This window comes from Allobosea sp. GW821-FHT03A12, assembly GCF_058986765.1.
Genome location: NZ_JBYSVZ010000003.1, coordinates 738,793 through 750,985 on the forward strand (window position 1 = coordinate 738,793; position 12,193 = coordinate 750,985).

Sequence of the window (12,193 nt, forward strand, 5' to 3'; positions counted from 1 at the left end):
TCTACTGGATCAGGACCGCCCCGCCGCAGCGCACGCGGCTGACCCAGCTGTCGGCCTGTCCCAGCCCGATGCCGAGCGTGTTGAGCAGGCTCGTCAGCACCTGGTCGAGCGGTGCCGCGGCGCCGGCGATGACGCCGGAGACCGCCCCGTCCAGGCCGGGGATGGGAAGCCCGAGCCCCAGCAGCTCGACGCGCAGGTCGAGATCGCCGACCAGTCGCGACAATAGGCTCGCGACGAAATTCTGGGTCGAGGTCGTCTTCTTGTCGACGCGCTGGATCTCCGCGTAGCTGAAGCTGACCGGGGTCTCGCTGGTATTGCTGATCGTGACATGGGCACGGGCCGTCACCTTGGCGAGGCCGAGCAGGTCGAGCACCGTCGCGGCCGGAGGATTCGGCCTCGTGGTGAAATTGCTGAACTCGGTATTGGAGACCTGTCCGATCCAGGCATCCGCCACGGCCGGGGTCACGCCGAGCGTCACACGTGAGCTGGTGATGTCGCCGGCTCCGCAGGAGATCGCGGTCAGGCGGGCGGTCGCGGAGGCGAGCTCCAGATAGAGCGGCAGCTTGACCAGCGAGGCCTGGCCGCTGCCGACGAGGGTGAGCGTCAGCAGCAGGCGCGTCTGGGCGGTGTGGACGCTCGCGCCCGTCCGGCCGACGCGCACGAGGCTGGTCCCGACCGGCCGTTCGCCGATGGCGAGCTTGAGCGAGACGGAGGCGAGGCCGGGCACGTTGACTCCGAGCCCGAGATCGAGCTGGCGCGTGCCATTGGCGATCTGGGCCGCGGCTGAGATCAGGTCGAGCGCAGCCAGCGATGCCTTGAGCGGCACTTCCTCGCTCAATTGCCGGCTGCCGTAGACGCCGAACGAGACGAGGCTCTGCAGGTTGACGCGCTGGCCCGAGCCGCCCACGGCGCTGGCGAGGCGCCCCAGCGCCGCGATCGCATCGCTGCCCGCGCCCTGGTTGCGGGCCGCATCCTGGGCGGCCAGGACGACGTCGCCGATGCGGACACTGGCGCGGATGACCTCGTCGAAGGTCAGGGCAGAGATCGCGGCGCGCGTCGCCAGGCTCTTGGCGAAGCCGAACAGGTCGATCTTTGCTCGCGCCAGCCCCTCATAGTCCATCACCGATAGCGACAGGCTGGTTCCGAGCAGGCCGCCGAGCAGGCCGTTGAGAGCCCCGCCCTCGACGCGGACCAGCCGCGAGCCGATGGCGAAAGCCGCCTGCGCGTCCTGCGCGGCTGTCGCGCGCGTCACGATGGCGACGTCGCCATTCTCGCCGCCCAGGCTGGGGGCCAGGACACGGCCGAGGATCATCGGCGTGGTCGCCCGCATCTCGATGCGGGCGGCATTGGCCGCCGACCCGGAACCCTGCCGGAAGCGCGCCTCGGGCGCCAGTCGTGCATCGGGCGTATAGATGCCGGTCTGCACCATCTCGACGGTGTCCGCCGAAAAGCCGTTGCGGCCGGCGCTCGCCCGGGCTGCGCTCGAAGCGCGCTCGAGGTCGGCCGCGGCGGCGAGAGCCGCTAGGTCCGTGGCGGTCTGCTGCCGGCGCTTCTGGTAGAAGAAGCTCCCGACATCGACCGCCATGGTGCCGAAGCCGAAGAGGACCAGGGACGAGCCGGCAAAGACGATGGTCGAGAGGCCGCGGCGGTCGGCGAGGAACCTCCGGAGCGAGCGCATCATGATGGCCTCCTTGTCGGCCGATACCGGATCGGGTCAGTAGCCGCCGCGCTGGACGACGGCGCGGCGCTCGACGATCGGCATCGGCAGCGCGACGATCGAGCTGAGCCGGTTGAAGATGCTGTCCGAGTAGTCGTAGACGACCGTGACCTCGAAGCTCGGTGCCGGGGCGCCGAGGGCGCTCGTCCGGACCGTCAGCTTGTTCGGTTCGAGGAAGGCGTAGGAGCCGATGCTTCGCGTGATGAAATCGCGGGCCAGCCGCTCGCGCTCGGCATCGTCGAGTCCGGCGACGGACGCCCGCGCCGCTTCCGCGGCGAGCTGTTGCACGCCGTGATACACGCCGAAGGCGTGGCCGTAGCCGATGATCCCGAACAGGAGCATTAGCAGGATTGGAGCGACGAAGGCGAATTCGACCGCCGTGCTGGCCGATTGATCGGTTCCAAGTGCGAGAGGCGGATTGCGCATGGCGTGCTGCCTGTCATTTTCACAACTATAAGTTGTGGCAGCAGGCAATTGATGAAACGTAAAAGTTGTACTCTTGCCCTGGTCCAGGCTGTGAAGGTCTGGAAAGCGCTTAACAGAAATTTAAGAGACGGGGGGCAGGAACGTTGTTGAGGGCAACGTTACGTTAGCCATGCCGAAAGCCGAGCCGAGGATGAGCCCCGTCGCGATATCGACCGCATCCCGTTCCCGGCTCAGGCAGTGGCGCGACATCGGCTTGATCGCAGGCTTGGCGCTCTGCTCCGGCTTCCTGGCACTCGCAAGCCTGCCCGGCCCCGTCGCGGGGGCTCCGATCCCGCTGGCTGCGATCTTCCCGCCCTGGGTCTCCGGCGAGGAGGCGATGGCGCGCAGCCTGGCCTCCGGCGCCAGGATCCTGCGGCAGGGAGCGGCACCCTTCGTCGTCGTTCTCGCGCCGGAGACGGCAGCAAGGCCGTCCGGCGCGCTGCTGATGCTGCGCCTTGATGGCCTGGCCGGCTGCATCATCTCACCCGAGGCCGAAGCGAGCCGCTCATGACTTTGACTTTGCCCGGCCTTCGGGATCTGGTTGCGCGCTGCCTCATCGGCCTTGCTTTCCTTCATGTTCCGCTGCTCGCATTGGCGTCTCTAGCTCAGGCCGGCGACGGGCTGATCCCTGCGCTCAGCGCGTTGATGCTGGCGCTCGCAGCCCTGATCGCCTATCGCAGCGTCGGGGCCACGCTGCCGGCACAATGCGCGATCGCGATCGCCCTGATCGGCCAGGTTTCCATTTTGGTCGCCGTCTTCTCCGGGCACCCCTGGCAGCCCGACATGCACATGTATTACTTCGCCGTGCTGGCACTGCTCGCCGGCTTCTGCGACTGGCGGCCGATCATCCTGGGCGCCGCGCTTACGGCAGCGCATCATCTGGTGCTGCAATTCGTCCTGCCCGCCGCTGTCTTCTACCAGGGCGGCAATCTGCTGCGGGTCCTGCTCCACGCCGTCATCGTGGTGGTCGAGACCGCATTCCTTGCGGTGATCGCGGTGATGACCGCCCGCATCTTCGCGCAGACCGATGCCAATCTGCGCCGCGCCGAGGAGGTTGCCGAGCGCGAGCGCCTGGCGAGCGAACGCGAACGGGCCCTTGCCGACGATGCGGAGGCGCGCACCCAGCGCCTGCGCGCCATGGTCGAGCATTTCCGCGACGAGATGGACGGCGCCATGGCCGTCCTGGACAAGGCGTCGGAGGCGATGCAGGTCGATGCCCGCGGCCTCACCGGCGCCTCCGACCGGGCGCGCCAGCAGATCGCGCTTGTCTCGCGTGGCTCGACCGAGATGACGACCAGTATCGAGCAGACCGCGGCGGCCAGCCAGGAGCTCGCCTCTTCGATCGCCGAAATCGGCCGCAATGTCTCGCAGACGGCCGACAGCTCGCAATCGGCGGCAAAGCTGGCGCGTGCCGCCAGCACCGAGATCGAGGCGTTGGCTCACACCGGCGAAAGCGTTGGCGCCGTGGTGGAGATCATCCGCGGCATCGCCGCGCAGACCAGCATGCTGGCATTGAACGCGACGATCGAGGCGGCCCGTGCCGGCGCCATGGGCAAGGGCTTTGCCGTGGTCGCCAGCGAGGTGAAGACGCTCTCTTCGCAGACCGCGACCGCGACGGCGGAGGTGGCGCGCTCGATCGAGGCGATCCAGACCGCCTCGCAGCGCTCGCTCAAGGCGATCCGCGAAATCGTCTCGGCGATCGGCGAGGTCGAGACGGTCTCGATCGCGATCGCCTATGCGGTCGGCGAGCAGGACCGCGCCACTGCCGAGATCGCCAGGGAGGTCCAGATTTCCTCCGACGGCGTCAGCCGCAGCGCCCAGAGCCTGCAGAGCTTCGAGGCGGTGACCGAGCGTACCTATGCCGCCGCCGGCAGCCTGCAGAGTTCCTCCGACGATCTGGCTTCGCAGGCGCAGCGCATCCGCCGGGAAGTGGCCGAGTTCTGCGAGCGGGTCGCGGCGGCGTAGAGCATTGTCGAGCGGAGGGGATACCGGTTCGCGCGAAGAAAATGCGATAAGATTAAAAGCTACCAGGCGCGGCCGGGGCCGATAGCGTCTACGTCCAGCCAGTCGCCGAGCGTCGCCGCGATGTCGGCGAAGCTTTCGCGGCGGCCGATCGGGCCGGCTGTCACACCCGGTCCGAAGGCCAGGATCGGCACATGCTCGCGCGTATGGTCGGAGCCGGGCCAGCTCGGATCATTGCCATGGTCGGCGGTGATGACGGCGAGATCGCCGGGCTTGAGCAAGGCTTCGAGCTTCGGCAGATCGCGATCGAAGGCCTCCAGCGCAGCCGCATAGCCGGGAACATCGCGGCGATGGCCGTATTCGGTGTCGAAATCGACCAGGTTGACGAAGCAGAAGCCGCCATCGGGCAACTTCGCGAACGCCTCCAGCGCCGCCGCGAACATGGCGGCGTTACCGAAGGGCTTGATCTCCTCGCCGGTGCTGCGATGGGCGAAGATGTCGCCGATCTTGCCGACGGTGACGACCGGCCGGCCCTTGGCCGTCATCCGGTCGAGAATGGTCTCGTCCGGCGGCGGGATGGCGAAGTCCTTGCGGTTGCCGGTGCGGGTGAAGCCGGTCTCCTTGGTGCCGACGAAGGGCCGGGCGATGACGCGGCCGATCCTGAGCGGGTCGACCAGGACGCGCACCGTCTTGCAGAGCGCGTAGAGCCGCTCCAGGCCGAAATGCTCCTCATGCGCCGCGATCTGCAGCACCGAGTCGACCGAGGTGTAGCAGATCGGCTTGCCGGTCCTGATATGCTCCTCGGCCAGCTCGTCGATCACGGCCGTGCCCGAGGCATGCTTGTTGCCGAGGATGCCGGGCAGGGCGCCCTCGCGGATGATCGCGGCGACGAGGTCTGGCGGGAAGGTGTTCTCCAGCGCGGTGAAATAGCCCCATTTGAACGGCACCGGGCAGCCGGCGATCTCCCAGTGGCCTGATGGCGTGTCCTTGCCCTGACTAACCTCGACGCCGTAGCCATATTGCCCCTGCGGCGCCTTTGGCCGCGCCACGCCGGCGAGCGGCCTGCCGGTCGAAGCCTCGCAGGCATGGCTGAGGCCGAGCCGGGCGAGGTTGGGGATGTGGAGCGGTCCGCTGCGCAGCCCGTCGCGGTCGCCACGCCCCTCCGCGGAGGCTTCAGCGATATGGCTGAGCGTGTCGGAGCCCTCGTCGCCATAGGCGGCCGCATCCTCGGCGCCGCCGCAGCCGACGGAATCGAGCACGATCAGGATGGCGCGCGCCATCAGTCGCGCACCGCGGCGCTGTTCGCCGGCTCGAGGTTGAGGGCGGCGGCGAGCAGCGCCTGCGTATAGGCTTCGCGCGGGCGCTGGAAGATCTCTTCCGCCGGCCCTTCCTCGACCACCTTGCCGTTCTGCATCACCACTACTCGGTGCGACAGCGCCCTGACCACCTTGAGGTCGTGGCTGATGAAGAGATAGCCGAGCTTGCGCCTGGCCTGCAGCCCGCGCAGCAGCTCGACGATCTGCGCCTGCACGGACATGTCGAGTGCCGAGGTCGGCTCGTCCAGCACGACGAATTTCGGATCGAGCGCCATGGCGCGGGCAATCGCGATGCGCTGGCGCTGGCCGCCGGAGAATTCGTGCGGATAGCGATCCATGGTCGCAGGATCCAAGCCCACATCGGCGAGCGCCTGCGCCACGATCTCGCGCTGACGCTGATAGCTCAGCCCCTTCTGCTGGACGGTGAGCCCCTCGGCGACGATGTCGGCGACCGACATGCGCGGCGAGAGCGAGCCATAGGGGTCCTGGAAGACGACCTGCAGGTCCTTGCGCTTGGGCCGGACCGCCTTGCTTTTGAGCCCGTCGATACGGTCGCCGAGGAAGACGATCGGCCCTTCCGAAGCGATCAGCCTGAGGATGGCGAGGCCGAGCGTGGTTTTCCCTGAGCCGGATTCGCCGACGATGCCGAGCGTCTCGCCCTCGCGCACCTTGACCGAAATGCCGTCGACCGCCTTCACATGGCTTGTCGTGCGCCGCAGCAGCCCGGTCTTGATCGGGAACCAGACCTTGACCGGCCCCGCCTCCAGCAGGATCGGCGCGCCCTCCGGCACCGGCTCCGGCCGGCCCTTCGGCTCGGCGGCGAGCAGGCGCTGCGTATAGGCGTGCTGGGGATTGCCGAAGATCTCGGCGACCGGCCCGTGCTCGACGATCTTGCCTTTCAGCATGACACAGACCCGGTCGGCAATGCGCCGGACGATGCCGAGATCGTGGGTGATGAACAGGATCGCCATGCCGAGCCGCGCTTGCAGCTCCTTCAGCAGCGTCAGGATCTGCGCCTGCACGGTGACGTCGAGCGCCGTGGTCGGCTCGTCGGCGATCAGAAGGTCGGGCTCGTTGGCGAGCGCCATCGCGATCATCACGCGCTGGCGCTGCCCACCCGAAAGTTGGTGCGGATAGGCGTCGAGCCGGCTCGCCGCATCGCGGATGCCGACCAGCGTCAGCAGTTCGAGTGTCCGCTCGCGCGCCTTCTCGCCGCGCAGGCCCTTGTGCAGTTCGAGGATCTCGCCGATCTGCCGCGCAATGGGGTGCAGCGGGTTGAGCGAGGTCATCGGCTCCTGGAACACCATGGTGATGTCGTTGCCGCGGACCTTGCGCATCGCGTCCTCGTCGGCCGCGATCAGGTCCTGGCCGTTGAACAGCACCTTGCCGGAGGGGTGATGCGCCGCCGGGTAGTTCAGCAGCTTCAGGATCGACAGCGCCGAGACCGACTTGCCCGAGCCGGATTCGCCGACCAGCGCCAGCGTCTCGCCCTTTGCGATCGAAAACGAGACCTTGTCGACCGCGAGCGTCTCCTGCCCGCCCTGACGGAAGGCGACGGAGAGGTCCTGGACGGAGAGGAGGGGAGGAGAGGTCATATTTCAGGGGGTTCTTCGGAAAGCACTCGCTTTCGCAAGGCCTCTATTGCTGCTTCGGCTGTGTCGCCAACGGCGATCCAAGCTGGCGGCTCACTCCAGAAGTCCCTTGCGTCACCGTCTTGGCCTGATGGCCCGGCGCCGTCCTCGACGCAAAACGCAATGCGAGTAAGCCCGTTTTCAAAGGCGTCTGCAGCGGCAACCGCCAACCACCGACCCCCTGAGTATGTACCGCTGTAGCGATCTTCCACGACGGCGATAGGGTGTGTGACGTCTACGCCGAGCTTGGTCCATTCCAAGGCGGTCAACTTTTTGGTGAAGCGATATCCCTTGACGTCATGGTCATGCCTCGAAATCCGGATTATCTCCCGCACATCGCCTTTCAAGCGATGCGTGACGTAATGCATCCGATATTCGCTGATAATCAGGTCGTTGATGCCCGGGACTTGAATAGTGTGTCCGTCGACCGGCTTTTCAAGAAAGTGATCGAGTAGGTTGCGGAATTCGGTCGAGGCATGGTCCGGCCTAACATCCCTGACCTCGGCACCAAATTGATGAAGAGCAGCTTCGGCACTCGGTGCCAAATACAGCTTCAGTGAGCTACTCGCTGAAGTGCTGCCGAGGTCAGGGCCAAAGCGCGCGAAGAGAGCAGCCAGTGCACGCTCCGCGGAGATACCCTTTCCGTTGTCCAGATCGGCAACTGCCGAGATGATCGCCTGATCGAATGCGGTCGCTTCCTTCTCGTCGATATCGCTTTCTTCGATCGTCACCTTCACAATTCGGTCGGTCCCGACGCGCTCGCGAATATGCTGTGGGAACAACGAGCTATGATATCGCTCTAGGACGATGCGCTCCATGTCCTGCTTTCCTTGCAAGAGCGGGGTCACGCGAAGGTTTTCCTCGGGTCGAAGGCATCCCGCACCGCTTCGCCGATGAAGATCAGCAGCGACAGCATCAGTGCGATCACGGCGAAGCCGGAGAGGCCGAGCCAGGGCGCCTGCAGGTTCGCCTTGCCTTGCGCCAAGAGCTCCCCGAGCGAGGGCGAGCCAGGCGGCAGGCCGAAGCCGAGGAAGTCGAGCGAGGTCAGCGTGGTGATCGAGCCGTTGAGGATGAAGGGCAGGAAGGTCAGCGTCGCCACCATGGCGTTGGGGAGCAGGTGCTTGACCATGATCGCCCGGTTGGAGAGGCCGAGCGCACGCGCCGCACGGACATACTCGAAGTTGCGCGCCCGCAGGAATTCGGCACGGACGACGCCGACGAGCGCCACCCAGGAGAACAGCAAGAGGATGCCGAGCAGCACGAAGAAGCCGGGCGTGATGATCGCGGCGACGATGATCAGGAGGTAGAGCGCCGGGATCGAGGTCCAGATCTCGATGACGCGCTGGAAGATCAGGTCGGTCCAGCCGCCGAAATAGCCCTGGATCGCGCCGGCGGCGATACCGATCACCGAGGAGATCGAGGCCAGGATCAGCCCGAACAGCACGGAAATGCGGAAGCCGTAGATCAGGCGCGCGACGACGTCGCGGCCCTGATCGTCGGTGCCGAGCCAGTTCCATTCGAGCTCGCGGCAGGTCATGCCGCCGGTCCGCTCGGCGATGGGACGGCACTGCTCGTCCTTGAGCATCCAGGTCGGCGGGGCAGGGGCCGGCACCGGCAGGTCGAGATTGTGCGTGCGGTAGGAGTAGCGGATCGGTGGCCAGATCGCCCAGCCATTGCTGGCGATCTCCTTGGCGATCGTCGGGTCGCGATAATCGGTGGTGGCGAGGAAGCCGCCGAACTTCTCCTCGGGATAGTTGACGGCGACCGGGAACAGCGTCTCGCCCTTGTAGCGGACGATCAGCGGCCGGTCGTTGGCGATGAACTCGGCGAAGAGCGAGAGCACGAACAGGGTGAGGAAGATCCAGAACGACCACCAGCCGCGCTTGTTGGCCTTGAAGCTGTCGAGGCGGCGCCGATTGATCGGCGAGAGCTTGAGCCAGCCCTGCTTCATCTGCGGGGGCGCAGCTGCGGGTGCAGTCGAACGCAGGACCGGCGGCGGGGCGTCGAGGAGGGTGTCGCTCATCTCAGGCTTCCCGCGATTCGAAGTCGATGCGCGGGTCGACCCAGGCATAGGTCAGGTCGGTGATCAGGTGCACGACAAGGCCGATCAGCGAGAAGATGTAGAGATTGGCGAAGACCACGGGATAGTCGCGGTTGACGATCGCCTCGAAGGAGAGAAGCCCGAGCCCGTCGAGCGAGAAGATCGTCTCGATCAACAGCGAGCCGGCGAAGAGCGCATGCACGAAGGCGCCGGGAAAGCCGGCGATGACGATCAGCATGGCGTTGCGGAAGACGTGGCCATAGAGGACGCCGCGCTCCGACAGCCCCTTCATCCGCGCGGTCAGGACATATTGCTTCCTGATCTCGTCGAGGAAGGAGTTCTTGGTGAGCAGCGTCGAGGTCGCGAAGGCCCCGAGCGCCATCGCCAGCACCGGCAGGGCGATGTGCCAGAGATAGTCGCCCATCTTGCCGAGCAGACTGAGCTGCGCCCAGTTCTCCGAGGTCAGGCCGCGCAAGGGGAAGATCTGCCAGAACGAGCCGCCGGCGAAGAGCACGATCAGGAGGATCGCGAACAGGAAGCTCGGAATGGCGTAGCCGATGATCACGACCGCGCTGGTCCAGGTGTCGAAGCGCGAGCCGTCCTTGACCGCCTTGCGGATGCCGAGTGGGATCGAGATCGCATAGGAGAGCAGCGTCATCCACAGTCCGAGCGTGATCGAGACCGGCAGCTTCTCCTTGATCAATTGCAGCACCGGCGCATCGCGGAAATAGCTGCGGCCGAAATCGAAGGTCGCATAGTCCTTCAGCATCTTGAGGAAGCGCTCATGCGCCGGCTTGTCGAAGCCGAACTGCTTCTCCAATTCCTTGATGAAGGCGGGGTCGAGCCCCTGCGCGCCACGATAGGCCGAGCTTGAATCCATCGCCTGCGCCCCGGCATCGCCGCCCGAGCCGCCGCCGACGCGCTCGGCCGCGCCGCTATTGGGGTTGTTGAGCTGCGAGATGATCCGCTCGACCGGCCCGCCGGGCGCGAACTGCACGATGACGAAAGAGATCAGCAGGATGCCGAACAGGGTCGGCACCATCAGCGCCAGACGCCGGGCGATGTAGTTCAGCATTCCCGCTTATGCCTTCCCGATCCGCTTGGCCTTTTCGGGATCGTACCACCAGGTGCTCGGCGCGCCGGAACCGTATTTCGGCTTGGTCTGCGGGCGCTCGTACATGTCCCAATAGGCCAGCCACTCGCTGGCGTTCCACCACATCGGGATCCAGTAGCGCCCGGCTCGTAGCAGCCGGTCGAGGCACTTTGCGGCGACGACCACCTCGGCATAGCTCTTGGCCTGGCCGACCTTCTCGATCATCGCGTCGATTGCCGGGTCGGCGATCCCCCCGACATTGCGCGAGCCGCGCGTCTTGGCCGCTTCCGAACCGTAGACGACGCGCATCGTGTCGCTCGGGATGACGCTGCCGGTCATCGCCCGACTGATCACGTCGAAGTCGAATTCGTCGAGCCGGCGCTGGTACTGCGCCCCGTCGACGATACGCGAGGTCGCGTTGATGCCAAGCCGCTTGAGATTGGCCTGGAAGGGCTGGGTGTGCGGCTGCAGGGCAGGGGTCGAATCGAGGAACTCGATCTCGAAGGGCTGGCCGTTCGGCAGCTTCAGCACATTGCCGTCGCGCTTGCAGCCGGCGGCGCGCAGCATCTCGTCGGCTCGACGCAGCAAAGCGCGGTCGCTGCCCGAACCGTCCGAGACCGGCGGCAGGAAGGGCTCACCGAAGACCTCATCCGGCACCTTGCCGCGGAACGGCTCGAGCAGCGCGAGCTCTTCCGGCGAGGGCTTGCCGGCCGCCTTCGAATCCGAGTTCTCGAAATAGGAGGTCGCCCGCGAGAAGGACGAGAACATGATGTTCTTGTTGGTCCACTCGAAGTCGAAGGCGAGGCCGAGCGCCTCGCGGATGCGCGGATCGGTGAATTTCTCGCGGCGCAGATTGTAGATCCAACCCTGCGAGCCGATCGGCTCGGTCTTCGGCAGAGCCTCCTTCTTGACCTTGCCGTCGTGGATGGCGGGGAAATCGTAGCCGGTCGCCCAGATGCGCGAGGTGAACTCCTCCTGGAAGGTGATCACGCCGCTCTTGAAGGCCTCGAACGCCACCTGCCGGTCGCGGAAATACTCCCAGCGCACGCGGTCGAAATTGTTCTGGCCGACATTCACCGGCAGGTCCTTGGCCCAGTAGTCCGGCACCCGGTCGAACTCGATGAAGCGGCCCTGCTCGAAGCGTCCGACCTTATAGGCACCCGAGCCGAGCGGTGGCTCCAATGTCGAAGCCTCGAAATTGCGGCTCGACCAGTATTTCTCCGAGAACACCGGCAGGCCGGCGACGACGAGATGCAGGTCACGGTCGCGCTTCGGCGAGAGCTTGACCACGAGGAGGTCGTCGCTCTCGGCGATCGCCGATTCCATCTGGGCGAGGATCAGGCGGTAGGTTGGGTGGGCCTTGCTCTTGAGCAAGTTGAACGAGAAGGCCGCGTCTCCGGCTGTGACGCGCGAGCCGTCATGGAATTTCGCCTCCGGCCGCATCCGGAAGCGATAGGTGAGCTTGTCCGGGGAGACTGCGACGCTCTTCGCCAACAGGCCGTAGACGGTATTGGGCTCGTCGGCCGAACCGGCCATCAGGCTGTCGAAGCAGGCATCCATGCCGGCCGCGCCGTCGCCCTGCAGCACATAGGTGTTGAGCGTGTTGAAGGTGTCGAAGCTCTGATTGCCGCCGGCACGCTTGATCTGGACGGTAAGCGAGCCGCCTTTCGGTGCCTTCGGGTTCACATAGGCGAAATGCGGGAAGTCGGGCGGCAGCCCGAGCTCACCGAAGGTCGAGAGGCCGTGGACCTCGCTGTCCTGCGCGAGCGCCGTCGTCAGTGAGCCCGGCAGAACGGCCGCGCCTGCGAGCGCGCCGCCGGCTTCGAGCAGCCTGCGGCGGGTGATCCGGATCGCCATGCGATACCCCTTGCGATTCGTCGTCCGATTATGTCGTTGCGCTGAGACAATGCCAGCGTTGCTCGCATTCGTCGCGATGGTGACGGCAATTGCATGGCGTGGACATGCAAA

10 protein-coding genes are annotated in these 12,193 nt (G+C 66.1%); 2 read left to right on the top strand and 8 right to left on the bottom strand.

The window, feature by feature from the left end; genetic code table 11:
• Position 1 precedes the first annotated feature (1 nt).
• Both AC3WLC_RS11055 and AC3WLC_RS11060 read right to left on the bottom strand, forming a co-directional pair.
• Complete coding sequence (locus AC3WLC_RS11055) at positions 2 to 1,681, bottom strand: pilus assembly protein TadG-related protein (protein ID WP_493683969.1); 1,680 nt, start codon at positions 1,679 to 1,681, stop codon at positions 2 to 4.
• A gap of 33 nt (positions 1,682 to 1,714) precedes the next feature.
• On the bottom strand, positions 1,715 to 2,143 hold the full coding sequence (locus AC3WLC_RS11060) for a TadE/TadG family type IV pilus assembly protein (RefSeq protein ID WP_493683970.1): 429 nt from the start codon (positions 2,141 to 2,143) through the stop codon (positions 1,715 to 1,717).
• A 190-nt stretch (positions 2,144 to 2,333) separates the two neighbouring features.
• On the opposite strand from AC3WLC_RS11060, the gene AC3WLC_RS11065 reads away from it, so the two are divergent.
• Positions 2,334 to 2,693 carry a hypothetical protein gene (locus AC3WLC_RS11065; protein ID WP_493683971.1) on the top strand — a complete coding sequence of 120 codons (360 nt, stop codon included), beginning with the start codon at positions 2,334 to 2,336 and terminating at the stop codon, positions 2,691 to 2,693.
• A complete protein-coding gene (locus AC3WLC_RS11070; protein WP_493683972.1) occupies positions 2,690 to 4,147 on the top strand; it encodes a methyl-accepting chemotaxis protein in 1,458 nt (485 codons plus the stop codon). The genes AC3WLC_RS11065 and AC3WLC_RS11070 overlap by 4 nt, the downstream gene beginning before the upstream one ends.
• Positions 4,148 to 4,206: 59 nt before the next feature.
• Here AC3WLC_RS11070 and AC3WLC_RS11075 read toward each other — a convergent pair whose 3' ends face one another.
• Genes AC3WLC_RS11075 through AC3WLC_RS11100 form a run of 6 tightly spaced genes read right to left on the bottom strand, consistent with a single transcriptional unit; the run spans position 4,207 to position 12,082 of the window.
• Entirely contained in the window at positions 4,207 to 5,424 is a 1,218-nt protein-coding gene (locus AC3WLC_RS11075; protein WP_493683973.1) for a phosphopentomutase, read from the bottom strand.
• Positions 5,424 to 7,055 carry an ABC transporter ATP-binding protein gene (locus AC3WLC_RS11080; RefSeq protein ID WP_493683974.1) on the bottom strand — a complete coding sequence of 544 codons (1,632 nt, stop codon included), beginning with the start codon at positions 7,053 to 7,055 and terminating at the stop codon, positions 5,424 to 5,426. The genes AC3WLC_RS11075 and AC3WLC_RS11080 overlap by 1 nt, the downstream gene beginning before the upstream one ends.
• Positions 7,052 to 7,909, bottom strand: coding sequence for a hypothetical protein (locus AC3WLC_RS11085; RefSeq protein WP_493683976.1), 858 nt, complete (start codon positions 7,907 to 7,909; stop codon positions 7,052 to 7,054). The genes AC3WLC_RS11080 and AC3WLC_RS11085 overlap by 4 nt, the downstream gene beginning before the upstream one ends.
• 26 nt (positions 7,910 to 7,935) lie before the next feature.
• Entirely contained in the window at positions 7,936 to 9,114 is a 1,179-nt protein-coding gene (locus AC3WLC_RS11090) for an ABC transporter permease (RefSeq protein WP_493683977.1), read from the bottom strand.
• 1 nt (position 9,115) lies between these two features.
• The gene (locus AC3WLC_RS11095) at positions 9,116 to 10,207 is read right to left on the bottom strand and encodes a microcin C ABC transporter permease YejB (RefSeq protein ID WP_493683978.1); all 1,092 of its coding nucleotides are present in this window, start codon (positions 10,205 to 10,207) and stop codon (positions 9,116 to 9,118) included.
• Between the two features lie 6 nt (positions 10,208 to 10,213).
• Complete coding sequence (locus AC3WLC_RS11100; RefSeq protein ID WP_493683979.1) at positions 10,214 to 12,082, bottom strand: extracellular solute-binding protein; 1,869 nt, start codon at positions 12,080 to 12,082, stop codon at positions 10,214 to 10,216.
• Positions 12,083 to 12,193: the final 111 nt, after the last annotated feature.